Origin of the sequence: Ferruginibacter sp. (assembly GCF_028288465.1) — a bacterium.
In the GTDB taxonomy this organism is placed as follows: Bacteria; Bacteroidota; Bacteroidia; order Chitinophagales; family Chitinophagaceae; genus Ferruginibacter.
Map to the genome: position 1 here is coordinate 32,299 of NZ_JAQBNR010000036.1, position 18,574 is coordinate 50,872.

At 40.7% G+C, this 18,574-nt stretch carries 15 protein-coding genes; 4 read left to right on the plus strand and 11 right to left on the minus strand.

The window, feature by feature from the left end:
* Positions 1–24: 24 nt before the first annotated feature.
* The 3 genes from JWR61_RS15160 to JWR61_RS15170 form a co-directional block, all read right to left on the minus strand.
* Positions 25–723 (minus strand): DUF3307 domain-containing protein, encoded by a 699-nt coding sequence (locus tag JWR61_RS15160; protein ID WP_301928604.1) that lies wholly within the window; start codon positions 721–723, stop codon positions 25–27.
* Positions 720–1,343 carry a hypothetical protein gene (locus JWR61_RS15165; protein WP_301928605.1) on the minus strand — a complete coding sequence of 208 codons (624 nt, stop codon included), beginning with the start codon at positions 1,341–1,343 and terminating at the stop codon, positions 720–722. Before JWR61_RS15165 ends, JWR61_RS15160 begins: the two co-directional genes overlap by 4 nt.
* Positions 1,344–1,573: 230 nt before the next feature.
* Complete coding sequence (locus JWR61_RS15170; protein WP_301928606.1) at positions 1,574–2,857, minus strand: DUF5103 domain-containing protein; 1,284 nt, start codon at positions 2,855–2,857, stop codon at positions 1,574–1,576.
* A 48-nt stretch (positions 2,858–2,905) separates the two neighbouring features.
* Here JWR61_RS15170 and JWR61_RS15175 point away from each other — a divergent pair, with 48 nt between their 5' ends.
* A complete protein-coding gene (locus JWR61_RS15175; protein WP_301928607.1) occupies positions 2,906–4,135 on the plus strand; it encodes an ABC transporter permease in 1,230 nt (409 codons plus the stop codon).
* Positions 4,136–4,414: 279 nt separating this feature from the next.
* Here the strand turns inward: JWR61_RS15175 and JWR61_RS15180 are convergent, their stop codons facing one another.
* Positions 4,415–5,158 (minus strand): RNA methyltransferase, encoded by a 744-nt coding sequence (locus tag JWR61_RS15180; protein ID WP_301928608.1) that lies wholly within the window; start codon positions 5,156–5,158, stop codon positions 4,415–4,417.
* A 49-nt stretch (positions 5,159–5,207) separates the two neighbouring features.
* Between JWR61_RS15180 and JWR61_RS15185 the strand changes: the two genes are divergently transcribed.
* Complete coding sequence (locus JWR61_RS15185; RefSeq protein ID WP_301928609.1) at positions 5,208–7,628, plus strand: BamA/TamA family outer membrane protein; 2,421 nt, start codon at positions 5,208–5,210, stop codon at positions 7,626–7,628.
* Between the two features lies 1 nt (position 7,629).
* Here the strand turns inward: JWR61_RS15185 and truB are convergent, their stop codons facing one another.
* The 6 genes from truB to JWR61_RS15215 all read right to left on the minus strand — a co-directional run bounded on the left by truB (position 7,630) and on the right by JWR61_RS15215 (position 13,928).
* Positions 7,630–8,445, minus strand: coding sequence for a tRNA pseudouridine(55) synthase TruB (gene truB, locus JWR61_RS15190; protein ID WP_301928610.1), 816 nt, complete (start codon positions 8,443–8,445; stop codon positions 7,630–7,632).
* Between the two features lie 92 nt (positions 8,446–8,537).
* Positions 8,538–9,881 (minus strand): DUF58 domain-containing protein, encoded by a 1,344-nt coding sequence (locus JWR61_RS15195; RefSeq protein ID WP_301928611.1) that lies wholly within the window; start codon positions 9,879–9,881, stop codon positions 8,538–8,540.
* A 33-nt stretch (positions 9,882–9,914) separates the two neighbouring features.
* Positions 9,915–10,892, minus strand: a complete 978-nt coding sequence (locus JWR61_RS15200; RefSeq protein ID WP_301928612.1) for a MoxR family ATPase — start codon at positions 10,890–10,892, stop codon at positions 9,915–9,917.
* Positions 10,892–12,100: a DUF4350 domain-containing protein gene (locus tag JWR61_RS15205; RefSeq protein WP_301928613.1), complete on the minus strand. Its 1,209-nt coding sequence runs from the start codon at positions 12,098–12,100 to the stop codon at positions 10,892–10,894. Before JWR61_RS15205 ends, JWR61_RS15200 begins: the two co-directional genes overlap by 1 nt.
* A 3-nt stretch (positions 12,101–12,103) precedes the next feature.
* Positions 12,104–12,913: a DUF4129 domain-containing protein gene (locus JWR61_RS15210; RefSeq protein ID WP_301928614.1), complete on the minus strand. Its 810-nt coding sequence runs from the start codon at positions 12,911–12,913 to the stop codon at positions 12,104–12,106.
* Positions 12,900–13,928 (minus strand): stage II sporulation protein M, encoded by a 1,029-nt coding sequence (locus tag JWR61_RS15215; RefSeq protein ID WP_290338300.1) that lies wholly within the window; start codon positions 13,926–13,928, stop codon positions 12,900–12,902. The genes JWR61_RS15210 and JWR61_RS15215 overlap by 14 nt, the downstream gene beginning before the upstream one ends.
* A 162-nt stretch (positions 13,929–14,090) precedes the next feature.
* Between JWR61_RS15215 and JWR61_RS15220 the strand changes: the two genes are divergently transcribed.
* Entirely contained in the window at positions 14,091–14,867 is a 777-nt protein-coding gene (locus tag JWR61_RS15220; RefSeq protein ID WP_301928615.1) for an RDD family protein, read from the plus strand.
* Positions 14,868–14,954: 87 nt separating this feature from the next.
* Complete coding sequence (locus JWR61_RS15225) at positions 14,955–17,990, plus strand: M43 family zinc metalloprotease (protein WP_301928616.1); 3,036 nt, start codon at positions 14,955–14,957, stop codon at positions 17,988–17,990.
* 88 nt (positions 17,991–18,078) lie between these two features.
* Here JWR61_RS15225 and JWR61_RS15230 read toward each other — a convergent pair whose 3' ends face one another.
* Complete coding sequence (locus JWR61_RS15230) at positions 18,079–18,534, minus strand: hypothetical protein (RefSeq protein WP_301928617.1); 456 nt, start codon at positions 18,532–18,534, stop codon at positions 18,079–18,081.
* Positions 18,535–18,574 lie beyond the last annotated feature (40 nt).

The following is an 18,574-nucleotide window of genomic DNA, read 5'->3' on the forward strand; positions in this document are numbered from 1 at the left end:
GATAAAGGCTGCATTACACTGTATCTATTTTGTGATAAGCCCGGCTATAATCGCCAATGCAATACTCATTAAAGTTCCTATCACCAGGTATTCTGTTTTAATTTCCGGCCGGTCTTTTTCATTAAAGCGAATAATGCCTTTTGCCGCCACCAGCAAGCCTATAGCAGAATACTGGCTTTGCAAAACAAAGATCAGTATAATGATCCGTTCCACCATGCCGATCCATTTACCGGCGTTGGCAAGGCTTTCAGAGTCCGGTAATTGATCCCGCCACTGGCGGGTTAGCTGGCCAATTAAAATGCCTGCAGGCGCTGTTAAAAACACAATTGCCGTTAGTCGTTTCCAAATAACAGCATCTGTATTTAACTGTTGAAGCGTTTGCTTTATATCACTCCATTCAAGGAAGGCGAAATACCAGCAGCCGGCAATTATCAGCAGATGAAAAAACTGGTCTGCAATAAAGTAGGCAACGGTATTTTTTTGATACGATTTCCAGACGTCGATTAATGTATGCGAAATTAAAATGACGAGCGCTACTATCCAGTATTGCCAGCCAATCATCAGCAAGGCTATCAGCCCTGTTATAAAGCCATGCAGATACAGTTTACCGGAACGAAAATGTTTTTCCGTTCTGTCATTTACCCAGCTCGCAGGCTGTAGTATAAAATCGGTAATAAGATGTGCCAGCACCAATTTGGTAAGCCACACTGCCGCAGTAATCATGTTAGTTGATTGATTATATTTTCATATTGTTGCAACAGTTTTTCAATCTCCGCCCACCGCCCGGCCGTTACATGCTGGTGCACGGTACTCTTTGATTTTTTCAGCAACTCTGCTACCTCCTGCTGTGTCTTTCCCTTTAGCAATTCAAAAATCACTTCCGCCTGCTTGCCCGTCATTGCTTTAAAGATGGCATTCAGGTAATCCGAAATGATCTCTAAACCCACATTGGCTAAACTATTACCAGAAGTCATTATCAGTCTTGTCCCTGCCTCCGCCATTTCATCAAAGGCACGGCCGGATAAAATAAAAGCTTCGCCTTTGGACATACCCAATTTTTTTACGGGTGTTGTTACCGCCGCTATCCCGATACTTATCCTTATATCTGATTCATTGATGGTTTCACTTTTAGACAAGCTGATAGCAGCCGTACGGCAAATCAAGGCAGTTTTCAGGGCTTCCGCAGGATTTTTTACATATACCTGGAAACTATCGCCCCGGTAAAATTCAAACTGGTGGGCAGCCAGCGCCGCCGTTAATATTTTAAGTAGTTTCTTTTCTGTTATTTTTTTTAACCGGGTTGAGTTTACAATATCACCGGTTAGTACTGCCCTTAGTGCCATTACTAAAAATTGTTTGCTGGTATAAATATACAAAAAATAATTCAGTTCGTTTAAATGAACGAACTTTTAATAAATTCGTTTAATTAAACGAACTTTTAAATAATTCGTTCATTTAAACGAACTACGCGATAATTCGTGTAAATAAACGAACTTAAACCCGGGCTCAATTTAGCTGCTTTATTATAACAGCTTATTGAAACCAGACCGCTGCATATACATTTGCCAAAGAATTAAAAACTAAAACCGGGCCTGTCACTGCGGTTATTTATCTGGGATATACCTATCAGCTGATCCGCCTGGTCAGTAAAAGATTTATAGTACACCAGTATGGTATAACTATTTTCAGTTTCCCAATAGTTACCATCCATGTCAGTTCTTTTGGAAGGATCATTTTTATCAACAAGCGCATAGCCGTAACTATAATAGCCTTGCTTTAAATACTGGGTATTTTCATAAATACCCCTTTCTGTATTGAAATGCATTTTACTACTTTCATTCAACTGGTAGTCCGTTAACTGACCAATTAAATAAAGGTCTTTATCAGCAAAAGCATTATTGCCCGGTGGTATATATTTAAAATGAATATTGGCGTAATCGCCCTGCCAGTAAGGATTAATTGATTCATAAGTTGTAACCAGGTATTTACCATCCAGGTCTGCATAATATACATACCGTTGACCGCTCCTGTCGCCATCGGCCTTTACATATAAATCAGTTCTTTTGCTATTGGCGCTGTCAACACGTTCACTTAATAAACGAAAGCTTCTAAGGTCAAGCCACCGCCATTCTTTTCCTGCGGCAAATACAAAATTGTTTTCATTGCTGTATTCAAGCGAATTGTTTCTTATAAAAGTGGGCAGCACATTTCCCTGCGCAATATCCCAGCGGTTATTTTGCAAAACCACCACTTTCACCTGCTGACTGGCGTTACTGGTATTTACCCCTGCCAGGTTAACGGTAAACTTTAAATGCTGATGCGTATTATACCTGTCTGGTGTAAAAGGCTGTAACACCTGTGCAGATACGCTTGCCTTGGAATCCAGCACCAGCAAGGCCCTGGTAAAAGCAAGCTTACTGGTATCGCCATCTAAAAATACTTTTACAATATAGTTGCCGCTGCGGATGGGCATACTGTTTGTTTCCGGCAGTGTTGCCTGGTAATGAACATACCTTGTATAGGCAATAGATGAAAACCGGTAGGTGGAAATGCGTTGCTGCGTGAAGCCTTTTATAAAATCAAACGGACTCAGGTTAACCGGTTGCCAGTTGTAATCGCATAACTGGTAAGTGTAGTAATAGCTTTTTACCCGGTTGTCCATATCATCAAAATGCAGTTCTGTTCTGTCGCTGCTGTTGAGTTTATAAATTGCCATAGATTCCTGGTCGCCATAGGCATGAAATCTTACTGTATGAATATTGGTATCATAAATTACGTCGGGGTTGGTTTGTGCTGGCAGCGTTTGCTGCGCCAGTAAAAACAGGATGGCAGCAGGGATCAATTTAAAAATGTGCATGTAGTTATTAAAATATTTACTTTTGAAAGATAGCAAAAAATACGCCGATTGAATATATCCGCTTTTATAGCACGCAGAATTGCCTTTAACCGGCAAAATACTTTTTCACGTTTTATCATCCGGCTCGCCATCGGCGCCACTTCCATCAGCGTAGCGGTAATGATAGTGGCATTGAGCTTTGTAAACGGTTTTCAAAATGTAATAAGTGATAAAATTTTCAGCTTCTGGGGCCATATTCATGTGCAGCAGGATATTGAAAACCGCGTTAGTATTGCAGAACAGTTTCCTATAATTGCCAACGACACGGTTGAAAATATTGTTAAGAAATTGCCGCAGGTAAAAACCATTGAACGTTACGCCACTAAATCGGTAATACTAACTTACGGTACCGATATTGAAAGCATCCTGTTAAAAGGCATTGATTCGTCTTTTAATTACAGCCGCCTGAATCCATTTTTGCAAAAGGGAAAATGGCTCTCGTTTACAGACAGCGGCTACAGCAGCGAAATAAATATTTCGGCCTACATCGCCGGCCAGCTAAATGTACAGGTCAATGATACACTGCTTTCTTTTTTTATTCAGGAAGATGGTACCAAACGGCCGCGTAAGCTGAAGATAGCCGGCATTTTTAAAACTTCCATAGATGAATATGATAAACAATTCGGCCTGTGCGATATAAATCTCATCCGCCGGATGAACGACTGGAACCCACGACAGATTGGAGGTTATGAAGTTTTTTTGAACGATTACCGGCAAACCGATACCGTTGCTACACTGATTAAAGAATTAACGCCACAGGGCTGGAGCGCCAAGACCATTACAGAAATGTACAGCAATATTTTCGACTGGCTGGCATTGCAGAATAAAATCAAACTGATACTGATGGGCATTATGATGATCGTTGCCATAGTAAACCTCATCACCTGCCTGCTGATTATTGTATTGGAAAGAACAAGAATGATTGGTATTTTGAAAGCAACCGGCGCCAGCGACTGGATTGTACAAAAAATATTTTTATACAACACCAGCCTGATAGCCATAACCGGCATTGTTGCAGGTACTGCATTAGGGCTGTTCATTTGCTGGTTGCAGCAAAAAACCGGCTTTATTAAATTAGATGAAGAGGCTTATTATATGGCCGCCGCCCACGCAGATGTAGTGTGGTGGCAGGTTGTACTGGTGGACCTTATTACGCTTGCTATTTGCTTTGCCACATTGATTGTACCTACGTTGCTGGTAAAAAAAATAAAACCTGTCAAAGCAATTCAGTTTCGTTAAGATGATTTAAATACAATTTTTTGTCCGGGGCTAAGGAGCAACCTTGGGGTACATCGTTGCGTCGCCTACTTGTACTTTTTCAGCCTTAGTGTGCTCCCCTACTAATCGTATATGTTCACTGAATTAAATGGCTTTGCTAAATTATACCCTTGTAATAAAAAATGCCGCCGCACAGCGCAGGTGCTGCGATGCTAAGGCCAGTGCTCAATACAGGTATTATGTAAAAGAGGGAGACGCAACGATGATCCACAAAGCTTCTTAGCCCGGACAACTATTTTCTTACTGCACAATATGCGACAAAATAATACCTGTTGCCACAGCCGCATTCAACGATTCTGCATGGCCCACTTTTGGTATTGTAATTTTTTCGGTACAGAGCTCCATCACTTCATCACTAATGCCTTTTGACTCGTTGCCAATTACAATAATGGCTTCCGTTATGCCTTTTAACTGGCTTATTTTTTTGCCATTCAACGCAGCGGCATATATCTTAATGTGCTCATTTTTTTTGAGCCATTCTGAGATATTTGTATACACCACATTTACGCGGCCCAGGCTGCCCATGGTGCTTTGCACCACTTTGGGATTATACATGTCGGTACAATTGTCCGAACAAATGATGGCTCCAACGCCAAACCAGTCTGCAATGCGTATGATGGTACCGAGGTTGCCCGGATCCTGGATGGTATCCAGCACCAGGCTTATTTTACCTTTTGGGTTAACAAGAAGCTGTTTTGATTTTTTAAATACTGCCAGCACCTGGTTGGGCGTGGTCAATGCAGATATTTTTTCCAGTTCAAAATCGTCAATCACCTGCAGCGGACCGTTATAAGATGCACGAATTAACATTTCATTTTCCTGCATCCATGGCTGTAAACCTAATACCTGCTGGCATGAAAATACAGGCGATTGCAACAATTCCATTACTACTTTACTACCTTCGGCAATAAATACATTATCCGCATCCCTGAATTTTTTGTGGTGCAAACTTTGGATATATTTGGCATATGTTTTACTTAACATCGTTCTCTCAAAATTTATAATAGTTAGTGTGGTTGTAAAAACGAAATTTTTGAATGTTCTGAAAAATATTTTTTGCGCAGCATTGCTATTGTCTTCCTGCACCACGGTACGAAATTATCAAAAAGGTAAACCCTTTTTGATAAAAAATAGTATTGAACTCAAAGGCGGCAATTTTAATACGGATGAAAGAAACATTGCCAGGCAAAGATTATACGATCAGCTGGATGACAGCGCAAAAGTGGTAATAATAGATAAATTGTTTTTATTTCACAAAACAACGCCGGCTGCTGCGTACGACACAACCTACTCCTACCGGAGTGCAAGGAATATGATTGGCTCCATGCTGCACCTCGGTTACTACCAGGCCAAATCTACTGTAAAGATTGATACAGTTAGTGGCAGTTTCTTCAGCACCTGGTCGCTTAAATTTGAAAAGCAGCAACGGGTGTACGTAAAATATATCATTGATGCTGGTAACCCTACCCTGGTAGATACTTTCAGCTATAACTTAAATAAACCGGAACTACAGCAACTTGCAATTGAAGCGATGCCCAAATCTTTAATCAAAAAAGGCAATCCTGTTTCCAAGGGTGAAGTGCTGGGAGAAATAAACCGCATGGTGGATGTTTACAGAAATAATGGGTACTATAAATTTATTACGGACGATTTAAGGATGCGGGGCGATACTTCTATTTTATCGTTAACCACAATTTCTGACGACCCTTTTGAAAACATCCGTTTACTTGCAGAAGCCAATCAAAAAAGAAATAAACCCACTATTAAACTTGAAATGATTTTAAATCCGCTGGCAGACAGTATGCGGTTGCAAAAATATTATATTGGTAATGTGTATCTGTATCCCGATTACAGTGGTGTTGACAGTTTAAACAGCATCCCCTTTTTATCAGATACCACCCGGCGGGACAGCTTTGTTATCCGTTACCATAAAAAATTATTCCGCAACGGTTTCCTGGTGCGCAATATGGATTTTAAAAAAGGCGATTTGTACCGGCAGGAAAATTATGCCAAAACCCTCAGTAATTTTTCAAAGACCGGGGTTTGGCAAAACATCAATATTCAAACCATAGAAAGAAAGGACAGCGTTGCCAAACTGGATATGATTTTGCAAATGATACCCGCCCGTAAGTATGGCTTTGAAGCCAATGTGGAGGCCAGCTATTCGGTAAACAGCAATACCAATACTGCCACCATAACCAATGGCGGAAACCTGCTGGGATTGTCTACCAATCTGTCTTTGCAAAACCGCAATATCCATAAGGAAGGTATTAAGATGACCCATGCCATACGATATGGTGTTGAGTTGAACTTAAATACACAACGCTCCAGCAGGGTTATCAATTCAAACGAACTGAGTTATACCAACACCATCAGCTTTCCCCGTTTGCTGGGGCCCATCAAACTGCTGCCTAAATCGTGGTTTAATAATGGCAGACCGCTTTCACAGCAAACCTTTATCAACACCAATCCATCTTATACAAAAAGAATTGACCTGTTTAATCTTTTTTCAACTGGGCTTGCTTTTGGTAACCAATGGAGCAACAGATCAAACAGAAAAAACACCATTAAGTTTCCGAATATTGAGTATTCCTACCTTTTCAATCAGTCGGACAGTTTTCGCACCATACTGAACAACAATCCTTATTTACGTTATTCATACAATACAGCGTTGATCATTGGCAGTTCCTACAACTATTCTTCCACTTACATTAATCCAAAACATACCAACAGGCTCAGGTCTTTTAGTGGTAATGTCGAAGAGTCTGGTTTAATTTGGGGCAGACTGGGGATTTTTAAAAAGGAGTTACGCCAGTTTGTTAAAGTGGATGGAGAATATACCTTTTCTATCAATAACCCAAAATCAGCCCGTGTTTTCAGGGCTTTCGTTGGCGTTGGTATTCCGCTGGAAAATAATGATACCGCTTCTCTTCCCTTTTTTAAACAATATTTCTCCGGCGGTGCCAACAGTATGCGTGGCTGGCCTATTCGTGGCATCGGGCCCGGGGCGAAGCCTTTGGGGACCATCAACTCTCTTACAAACGACCGCACCGGGGATATCCGCTTTGAAGTAAATGCTGAATACCGTCATGACCTTTTTCAGATAATACCCAACCAGCTTGTTTTAAAATGGGCGCTTTTTACAGATATTGGTAATGTGTGGAATTTCAGAAATACGCGACCCGGTGGCGGCCCCGACAGCCTGCAGTTCCAGTTTAAAAATTTTTATAAACAATTGGGTGCGGATGTGGGTACCGGGTTCCGGTTTGATTTTACCTATGTTGTACTTCGTTTTGATCTTGGCTTTCGGGTAAAAAAACCTGAAATTGCAAAAAACGATGGTTGGCAAATACCAGATATTAGCTACAATCACTTGTTAAAAGGTGGTGTTGAAAACAGCCAATGGCGACGGGATAATTTCAATTTTACAATTGGTTTAAGTTATCCTTTCTAACCTAATCCAACGGCAAGCCTGCCCCGTTATTATCTCCGGCGCTCTGATGACCTACAAGGTTTAAAATTGTTTTCATGTCAATGGCATCAGCGACCTGCAATTGCCCGATTCTTGTTCTGCGTAAACTGCCAAGATAGCCCCCACAGCCCAATGCAGCACCGAAGTCATTCGCCAGGCTGCGTATATAAGTCCCCGTAGAACAAACCACCTTAAAACTGACCGCAGGCAAATCAACTCCCGTAATTTCAAATGAATGAATGGTGACATTTCTTGGCTCTAATTGTACAGCCGTTCCCCGTCTTGCCAGTTCATATAAGGCAACGCCATCTTTTTTTATAGCAGAATAAATGGGTGGCAATTGTTGAATAGCACCGGTAAATTGTTTTGTAGCATGTATGATTTCATCAGAAGTAAGATGATCGAATTTTGTTTGATGTTCCGGTTCACTTTCGAGGTCGAATGTTGGCGTTACAGCACCCAGCACAATGTGGCCGGTATACTCTTTTTCCTGCGCCATGAACTCATTTATTTTTTTTGTAAACTTCCCGGTACAAACTATCAGAAGTCCTGTTGCCAGAGGGTCTAACGTACCAGCATGGCCAATTTTTTTTATCTGTAAAATATTACGGAGCTTTCTTACAATATCAAATGATGTCCAGTGGAGTGGCTTGTCTATGAGCAAAACCTTTCCTTCTGCATAAGGCAATTGCAGCGCCGGATCAATCGGAATTCTTGGTACACGCTCCTGTTTTTCAGGATAAGCGCCTTCACCTGTTTTACTATTGTGTTTGGAACGGTATGATTCTTTACGGGCCAATGCTTTATTTTTTTTGCGAAGGTAAGTGAAGCAAAACAATGCGGTCTTTTATCAATATTGCAAGACGTTTCGTGACAAGAGTTATCTGTGCATCAGGTTGCTTGTCTTGCTTTTAACTCAAGGTATTTGTTGATGGTATTTACAGTTAAATTTTCGGGAGAAGTTAAAATAGATAAAATACCGTTGTTGGAAAGCTCTTTAACAATCAGCCTTTTTTCAAATGCAAATTTTTCAGCAATGGTTTTAACGTACACGTCTTCTATATTCGTTGCGCTTTGCATGGACAATTGTTTCAATTCCGTATTTTCGAAAAATACGACCATCAGCAAATGATGTTTTGCAATCGACTTTAAATAATTGAGCTGCCGTTTTAATCCTGAAAGCGATTCAAAATTAGCGAACAGGATCAGCAGGCTTCTTTGCTTGATCCGGCTGCGTATCTGCAGGTAAAGCATTTCGTAATCACTTTCTAAAAAATCGGTTTCCTGGTTATACAGCAATTGCAAAATGTTAGCTTTCTGTAACGGCTTACGATCGGCTGCCAGTATGGTGCCCATTTTATTGGCGAATGTTATCAATCCAACTTTATCCTGCTTTTGCAAACATACATTGCTTAATACCAGTGTACTATTGATGGCATAGTCCAGCAGACTTAAGTTATTAAAAGGCATTTTCATCAAACGGCCTTTGTCGATAAGGCAATACACCTGCTGGCTTTTTTCGTCTGTAAAATTATTTACCATAATGGCGGATCGGCGGGCAGTTGCTTTCCAGTTAATGGTTCGTATATCATCGCCGCGTACATATTCTTTTATCTGTTCAAACTCCATACTGTGGCCGATTTTTCGCATGCGTTTACTACCATGTTCCGATTGTATAGTAGTTTGCGAAAGCAGTTCATATTTACGTAGCTGCATAAACGAAGGATATACGGGTACGGTTGTTTCGGCTTCAATATCAAAACGGCGCATCAGTAAACCCAGCAGGGATTTTATGTAGATAATAATTTGCCCGAAATGATATTCGCCACGCTCTGTAGGCCTTACAGCATACACGATTTCCTTTTGTTGCAGCGCATTAAAGTGCTGCTGTAATATCCAGTCACGTTTTTGAAATTGCACAGGCAGCTCATCAATAATTTCTAATTGCAGTTCAAAAGGCATCCGGTTGGTAATCTGCAACGTGATCCTGTTTTCATCGCCGTTGCTTAACCTGTCTGCCATCATCCTTTTAGCCTCTGGCTCCCTGCCCACTATAAAAAGAAAAATATAATCTGTCAATACCAACACACCAATTATAAAACAGCTAATCTGAGGTACTAAAAATAATGGTGCATAAAAAAAAGCAGCAATAAACAATACGGCGCAAACGCCCAGCACCAGGTAAAAACGATTGGTTAAATATAGTGCACCGATGTATTTTTTTATTACTGTCATTGTTATAAAAGGAAGCGTAAGGCTAATCCATTTTTATCTTGGAACCTCAATTGATTTCAGCATATTTTCAATCAAATCATCTGCGGTTACACCTTCCATTTCTTTTTCAGGTGTAAGAATAATACGGTGCCTTAAAACCGGCGAAGCCATCTCCACAATATCCTCCGGTGTTACAAAATCTCTTCCTTTAATGGCAGCACTTGCCTTTGAAGCCCTTAAAATTGCCAATGAGGCCCGTGGCGATGCACCAAGGTATAATGCAGGATTGTTGCGGGTTTCAATCACAATCCTGGCAATAAATTCTATCAGCCTCGGCTCAACCACAATAGATTGGATAAGCGCCCGGTATTCATGAATTTCTTTTACAGAAACTATTTTATTTACCTGGCCAAGCAACTCCAGTTGCGTATTGCCATGCTGGTTATTAAGTATACCAATCTCTTCGTGGAGGTTAGGGTATTGTACGTCTATTTTAAAAATAAACCTGTCAAGCTGTGCTTCCGGCAAACGGTAAGTGCCCTCCTGCTCCACCGGGTTTTGTGTTGCCAGGATGATAAAGGGGAAACGCATTTCGTGTGTTACCCCATCGACGGTTACCTGCCTTTCTTCCATTACCTCAAACAATGCTGCCTGTGTTTTAGCAGGAGCCCTGTTGATTTCATCAATCAAAATAATATTACTAAAAACGGGCCCCGGCTTAAAATAAAAATCCCCTTCCTTCGGATTAAAAACGGACGTACCAACCACGTCACTCGGCATCAGGTCGGGTGTAAACTGTATGCGGCTAAAATCCACATCGATGATTTTTGCCATCAGTTTTGCAGTAAGGGTTTTTGCAACACCGGGTACGCCTTCTATTAAAATATGCCCGTCGCACAACAAACCAATCATCAGCAGATCTAACATTTTATACTGGCCTACAATTACTTTTCCTATCTCGTTGCGAATATTCTGCATTTGCTGGTTAAGTGCAGAAAGATCTGTCCGCTGCTGAAACACTTCTTCTTCCATTATTGATTTTTTTTATAAAAAATTTCGATTTTCCTGTTTAATAATAATAATTGTTCATCGCTTATTTCTGGCGCTTCCTGCAACTCGCTGATCAGTTTAAAAAGCCCTTCAGTTGTTTCTTTCGGCACATCACTTTTCCTGCTAAGGCTGGTTATAAAATCGTCGGTCACATGACTGGTATTTAGAAAATATTGTTTGCGGATATGCTCCTGGAAATACATGATCATCTTTGCTGCAATATTGTGGTTATCTTTTTTTTGCAGGTACAGGCGACCGATTGTTTCAGTGAAGGCTACCGTGGTATTAACATTGGGCGGTATTGCTTCAACTATTCGCTGGCGACGCTTTCCTCCAAATAAAATATAGAGCAGCAATAAAGATAATACAAGCCAGAATGCACCAGCCGTTGCCGGATACTGCAGCAACAACTGAAATGCATTTTTACTGTCTTTAGCAGAGGGCCGGTTTCTTTTATTATAGTAGTCGTCCCAGTAAATATGATCTGGTGTTCTGCTAACAAAGGTGAAAAGATTTTGCAGGTAAAAATAATTTTGCTTCTGCAATAAAAAATAGTTGCTAAGTGCCCTTGGCTCACAATGCAGGTAAACGCGGCCACGGCCATAGAAAATCTCAACATAATTCGCTTCGCCCCTTTCATTTGTGCCCAATACATTGGTGACTGTTGAATCGTATCGGGCAAAATGATTCGTGAAGGGATAATAAAAATAGGTATATGGCACAATGTTATAATAAGAGCCGGAATCCATTCTTACAGCAGTGTAGCGCATGTTTTCCAGGTAATCCATCTTAACCAGCGAGTGTGCTACTTTACAACCCAGGCTATCCATTAAAGTGCTGTCAATGTTTTCACTGCTTATAAATAACGTATTGCCATTGCTTACGTAATTCAGCATAGCTTTTTGGGCGGCTTCGGACAGGTATAAATTTTTGCTTACCGAAATATAAAGGGCTGCTGTATCTGTTATGTCCTGCCAGGAAGCTTCAAAACTTTGCTTTTGTACATAAAAATTATTATGGTAAAATACCTGTTGCAACTGGTTAAAAACAATATAACCGCCAAAAGGATTTTTATCTTTTTTTGAAAATGTTTCTTTCAGATTGGGCAGCGTTTTTTTGTCGGGCGTGCAGGAGCTTACAGACCAGGTGAGTGCTGCAAAAAGGGTACAATATAAAACTGCTATTCTCAATACTTAAAGCTGGCTGTTAAACTGTTTAAAATTATTTTGAATTCTGCCAAACAATCTTTCGTCCAGTTCAAACCCCCCATACCAGGCATATTCATATTGCAACGTTAGTGCTGCAAATTCGTTTTTGTAAGGCTGGTTAAAAACTTCACGGATATACTGCGAATTTGTTTTAGCCGGGGCAAATGTAATGACGTTTTTAATCGCCAGTTTTTGCAGTGTTTGCAGGTAATTGCAGCGAACAGCCATCCGGTAATTTTTATCAGCTATTGCTTCATTGATTAGTTTGGAATAATCGGCCGCTGCAAAATTTTCTTCCGGCTTTTCAATAATTGCTGTGACTTTACTTGTGTAAGAATTACGCTGAAAAAAACCTTCGGTAAAAAAAAGTCTATGCAAAACAAAGCCAACAAAAAGTACCGCCAGTGTCCAGAAAAATACTTTTACAATTGGTGAAAAGAAAAATTTTTCCAGCCATGAAGTACTATGCACCGCTACTGGTTCAGATGTCTGTTGCTTTTTCTGTAAGGCCATCAATAAGCTGTCTAAGTTTTTAGCGTAGCTGAAAGAAGATGCATTTTTTAACGCTTCAGCAGAATCTGCCGCGGCAGCTAGCTGGTGATCGTACAACAGGGAATCTGAATTGGTATCGGGAACTTGACTATTTTTTGTATCAATCTTCATCGACCTCGTCACTATGGAATCTGTAGTCAATGAAGCTGAATCTCTGTAAACATATTCACTGTCCTGAGCCGCCACTTTAAAACAGCAAAAAACAATCAGCAAAAACGAGGTTAAAAATTTACTGCACTTCATGTTGGCCTAAAGTCATTTTATTAAAATCATTTTGTTGAAGTGCATTGTTCTTGTTATGCAGGCGAATAGGGTAAAGTACAAAGTACCATAGAATAAACGACAACGACAAGAATAAAATAATGCCACTACCCCATACCGGCAAACCTATATTGTTCTCTTTGTCAAATGTATTGCTCATTAAATGTGTTACATAACTTTCAAAAAAGGCGGCGACAATAAAAACCGGTACCAGAATGATCATAATTTTCAGGGCATCCTTTACTGCAGTTTTAAAAGAATTTTTTCTTGAATAGGTGCCCGGAAAAAGAATGCCCTGCGCTATAATAAAACCGGCTGTAGAAGCGATCACAAACGCAAGTATTTCCAGCGTACCATGTACCCAAATCACCATCACCGATTTTAAGCCTAGCCCTTTTGCAAAAAACATGTATTGAAAACAGCCCAGCATTAAACCATTTTGCCACATCATATACAACGTAACAACACCCGCACAGAGGCCCCCTGCCACCATCATTAAAGCAACAAAACTATTGTTCATCGCAATATAAACAAACATGGTAAAGGGGTTATCACTCTTATAAACCCCGAAAGGATCTCCTTTAGCAATATTGTCTTCAGTAGCGTCTACATAACCATCTGACAATACGCCACGGATAAATGATTCATCTTTAATAGAACCGAAAACGCCAATCAAAACAAACAATAAAAAAATCACAAACGTAAACAGTAGTGTCCGGTGGTATTTTTTAAACAGCAATGGCAATTCAAATTTCCAGAACGTAAAAATGCGGTTATACTTTTCCTTCTTATTCTGATAAATACTTTGGTAAATGCCGGCAGCAATGCCATTGATCCAGCGGGTAAGTTTGCTGTTGGGATAAAATGTCTTTGCGTAGGAAAGATCATCCACAAGTGTAATAAAACGCTCGGCGGTTTCATCGGGGTCATCGGTTTTAGAACGCTGATAGGTATTCCATTTATCTACGTTCTTCTTTATAAACATTCCTTCACGCATTTGATAAAAGTAAGAAATTATGTTATAAAAATAATTATTGTTGAAGCTGGCTGCCTCCGTATGAAAAGAGGTTAAAAACCATCCAACCGGATTCGCTGAAATATCAGAGCTGATTTTTTAGGATATTTTTTTGTATGTAAACTTAAATAGGTAATTTGTAACATGTCCGTAATACAAATAGCTACGCCATTTAACATTGATATTGAATTTGAAATTGCTGAATTTCATAAACGCATCCTGGCCTACCTCGTTGATTTTTTTCTGCTGGTATTGTACATGTTCAGTATGCTTTATTTACTCTTCGGCGGTTTCAGAATTGGCGAAGGTGGTATTGGTCTCGCCATGATTGTACTGGTTATTCCGACCATTTTTTATAGCCCTGTAAGTGAAATTTTGTTAAACGGGCAAAGTGCAGGGAAAAAACTGATGAAGATAAAAGTGGTTAGCCTGGATGGCGGAGAACCAGAATTAAGTCAATACCTGCTAAGATGGTTTTTACGTTTTTACGAATGGGGATTCATCATTTTTACACTTTTTTGGTTAAACCCTTTTACAGGATTGGTTTGGCTTTTTATCGGTGGATTAACCTCCATAGTTATAATCGGCGTTTCGCCCAAAAGTCAGCGGCTGGGCGATATTGTAGCCGGAACTGTAGTGGTAAATACCCACACGGCTCTAACGGTGGATGATACTATTTTTATGGAAATCAATCACGCAAATTACTCTGTAAAATTTCCTGAAGTAATGCGGCTGAGCGACCGGGATATCAACACAATAAAAAATGTGCTAAGGCAGACTGCAAAAACAAATCAGTACGATATGTGTAACCGCGTTGCTATGAAGGTGCAAACGGTGCTTAAAGTGTCCACCGACATGTACGCCAATGATTTTTTAGAAAAAATACTGGAAGATTATAACTATTTATCTACTAAAGAATAGTAAGATTTCAACTGTAAAATAGCTTCTTTTTTTGCCAATAGCAGTAACTTGCCTGCAATTCATTTTTTACCTGACAACTGAAAATTTATGAACCGTTTTTACAAACTGGCTGTGGCATTTTTTTTACTTACCCCCTGTAAAGAAATTGCTGCGCAGCGGCTGCAGCCGCCAGGTATTGACAAGAAAATAGTTCGTTGTTATACAACTGAAGTAATTAATGAGTTTAGAAAAAAACATCCCAACGCTGAAACCGATGCTCAGTTTGAACGCTGGCTAAACAAAAAAATACAGGATAGAAAAGCGCAGCGGGCACAGGTTATCAATTATACCATTCCCATCATTTTTCATATCATCAGCAAAGGCAACGCTGATGACATTAGCGCAACCGCCATCAACGAACAGCTGTTACAACTAAATAAAGATTTTGCCAATCTTTCAAACAGTCAATATGCGGCAGCCGCTACCACGGGCATTCAGTTTGTGTTGGCGAAGAACGATACATCGGGCAGTCCGCTCACGGAACCCGGGATACAACGTGTTAACAGCTCATTGAAAGGCTGGACAGATTATGCGGTTGCGGGCTGGACAGCCGGCTATATTGATACTATTGTCAAATCCGCCACAGTATGGCCTCCTGATAAGTATTTTAATGTATGGGTTATACCAAGTATAGTTAACAGTTCATCCACTTTGCTCGGCTACTCTACTTTTCCTGTAAGCTCCGGCTTGGCTGGCATATCCAGTAGCGAAACCAATATTACAGCGGGAGTAGTAGTGCAGACTGGAACCATTGGCAGCACTTTTTTACCTAAGGGATGCGGCGGTTATGGGCTGGGTAAAACCTTAACGCACGAAAGCGGCCACTTTTTTGGCTTGCGGCATATTTGGGGTGATGCCAACTGTGGCAATGATTTTTGTGGCGATACACCGGTGCATTTTACCAGCAACAGTGGCGTACCAACTCACCCGAAAAGTAACAGTTGCGGCACGGCGGATGAGATGTTCGAAAATTATATGGACTACAGTGACGATATCGTTTTGAATACCTTCACCAGTAACCAGGCAGACAGGATGCAAACAGTGATGCTTAATAGTCCGAGACGGGTAACGCTCGCTACTTCGCCCGCCGGTGCTGTAACCGTTACTGCAAGCAATAAAGTGTCTTTTATAAATTGTTCAGGTGCGCAAAAAATTACAGAAACTGGTATTACTACGAATTACCCGAGATACAGGGATGTAGACCTGACGCTAAATGTTGAAGACAAGGCAACCGGACCTGCAACAGTGACTATAACAACCAGCGGGACCGCCCTGAATAATTTTCATTACCAGCTGCTAACCCCCACCTTAACTTTTGCTTCAGGCGATAATTTTAAAGACGTTAAAATCAGGATTTTTGATAATGCAGAAATAGACGGCGATAAAACAATTGTTGTTGGATACAGCATCACAAGCGGTACCGGTGTTTCCTCCGGAAGCAGTGCGCAATCGGTTACCATTACCATCAAAGATGATGATAACCAACAATACGGCAGCAATGTAGTCGCACTGCTAAATGAAGATTTCGGTAGTTCCGGCGGAACAACTCCTGCGGGCTGGCTGGCTGGTTCATTTAAATCACCTGCGGGCTTTAATACCTGGAAGGTAGGATCAAATGGAGGCGCAGGCATTACTGGCCAGGCGCTGTATGTTACCAATGATAAAGTGCTGAAACCGTTGGCTTATTCACCAGATTCTACTTCAGATGCAGTCGCCATTTCTCCGCTAATCCATGCCACAGGGTACAGCAGTCCTGCTTTGTCGTTTACTTACAAAAGTAACGGCGAAGCAGATTCCAATGGCACTTACGATTATGGCCTGCTGATGTACTCTTATAACAACGCCTCCTTTTTTCCCTTAAGCGATGGGGCTGGCAACGTCTACACTTTCCAGGGAGATACGGGCGCCACAAGTTCCGGCAATATTGTATTACCAGCCGCTTTGGTAGACACCTCATTTACCATTGGCTTCAGATGGATTAATGATGACAATACGGGCAATAATCCTCCTTTTTTAGTAGATGATGTAAAAGTAACGGCTACGCCATACCCTATTGAAACTAGTGTTAGCAGCAGTTATGGTTTCAATATAAGAAGTGGCACTGCTTCCAATAATTTTAAAAGTACCAATGGCAATGCCATTGTGTTTATAAAGAACGCCAGTACAAACCTTACGGATGTTACGGCACAAATAACGCAGGCAGGCAGTGGAACAACCGGTTTGGTAACAACAGGCGGTGCTTTTGTCCGCTCGCAAAAAGTTTTCCAGGTAAGCCCGGCCGCAGCCAATACTACCACAACTTACCAGGCCAGTTTCTATTTCACCGAAGCCGAACTGGCCGCCTGGGGTGCTGGGAAACTCAACCTGAAAATTTTGAAAGTTAAAGATGGCGTTGATCTCACTTCTACATTAAACGCAGGTAATTCGGAATTGATAACCCCCGTTGTTTTTGAAGATGCAGCAGCTGGTTATATTACCTACACTGGTAATTTTACTGGCTTCTCCCAGTTTATGCTGGTGTCTCCTGCCACTGCATTACCGGTAACATTAAACAACTTTGTGGCCACACCAAGGCAAAAAGACATTGCTTTATCCTGGACTACCGAACTGGAAATTAATAACCTGGGATTTATGGTTGAGAGAAGTTTGGATGGGACCAATTTTAAGCAGATAGGCTGGGTAAAAGGCAATAACACTACCTCAATTTTGTCGAAGTATGCCTATACTGATCATTATGTTCAGCCCGGTATCTTATACTATTACCGAGTACGGCAGGTGGATATGGATAACCAACAGCAGTACTCCATCATTCGAAATGCACGTATTAATCCATCCGCAGCGGTTGCTTTAACCATTAGCCCCAATCCTGCAAAAGATGTTCTCAATCTTTTTATATCAGGAACAGGTAACGAGGCTAGTGTTGAATTGATCAATACTCTCGGTCAAAAAATAGTACAGAAAAATAAAGTCAACGCATCTTCGGGCATCTATCAATTGCCATTGAAAGGCATTGCCAGGGGGATTTACACCATAGTAGTTCACCTGCCTGAAGGGGTGTATACCGCAAAAGCAATCGTTGAATAATTCGCAGTTTCTACTGAATAAAAGACGTAAAAATTCCGGCATGTACAGTGCCGGAATTTTTGGTATTGTTTGTATGAGGACGATATTGTCAACGTCCGAGCATTGCCGCAATAATGCCGCCTATTAAAGCCAGCAACAAAATTACAAGGTATAGAATGGTAACGATTCCTGCAAAACGGTAAAAATTTTTAAGATTTAAAAATGATATATTCAATGTTTCCTGGTCGTTCGCCTTCAGGGCAATTTGCATTTTTACACTAAATTTAAAAAGGAATAAAGACATAAAAAACGCGATAGCTGCTACAAAAAGATAAATTAGTGTAATCATCCACCCGGCCATTACTGCCATTGGCTTACCTCCGGGCAGCGTAGACAAACTGTTAAATATATTGCCGATAATAATCGCACCAACTGCAATCAGTACACTTAAAAAAAAACCGGTAATGGCTAAAAATTTAGTCCACATCGCCGTTTCTTTCAGGTGGCTTTGGGATATATTGTCAATCATTAATTCGTTCTCCAGCAGGTTGTGTTCAGTATCCATAAATGGGGGTTAAAATGGCTACTAATTTAAACTTTCACAG

Bases quoted from the DNA above. Each gene is read 5' to 3' on its own strand.
- JWR61_RS15160 (WP_301928604.1), bottom strand. From the start codon at position 723: ATGATTACTGCGGCAGTGTGGCTTACCAAATTGGTGCTGGCACATCTT.
- JWR61_RS15165 (WP_301928605.1), bottom strand. From the start codon at position 1,343: ATGGCACTAAGGGCAGTACTAACCGGTGATATTGTAAACTCAACCCGG.
- JWR61_RS15170 (WP_301928606.1), bottom strand. From the start codon at position 2,857: ATGCACATTTTTAAATTGATCCCTGCTGCCATCCTGTTTTTACTGGCG.
- JWR61_RS15180 (WP_301928608.1), bottom strand. From the start codon at position 5,158: ATGTTAAGTAAAACATATGCCAAATATATCCAAAGTTTGCACCACAAA.
- JWR61_RS15195 (WP_301928611.1), bottom strand. From the start codon at position 9,881: ATGACAGTAATAAAAAAATACATCGGTGCACTATATTTAACCAATCGT.
- JWR61_RS15200 (WP_301928612.1), bottom strand. From the start codon at position 10,892: ATGGAAGAAGAAGTGTTTCAGCAGCGGACAGATCTTTCTGCACTTAAC.
- JWR61_RS15210 (WP_301928614.1), bottom strand. From the start codon at position 12,913: ATGAAGTGCAGTAAATTTTTAACCTCGTTTTTGCTGATTGTTTTTTGC.
- JWR61_RS15215 (WP_290338300.1), bottom strand. From the start codon at position 13,928: ATGCGTGAAGGAATGTTTATAAAGAAGAACGTAGATAAATGGAATACC.
- JWR61_RS15220 (WP_301928615.1), top strand. From the start codon at position 14,091: ATGTCCGTAATACAAATAGCTACGCCATTTAACATTGATATTGAATTT.
- JWR61_RS15225 (WP_301928616.1), top strand. From the start codon at position 14,955: ATGAACCGTTTTTACAAACTGGCTGTGGCATTTTTTTTACTTACCCCC.
- JWR61_RS15230 (WP_301928617.1), bottom strand. From the start codon at position 18,534: ATGGATACTGAACACAACCTGCTGGAGAACGAATTAATGATTGACAAT.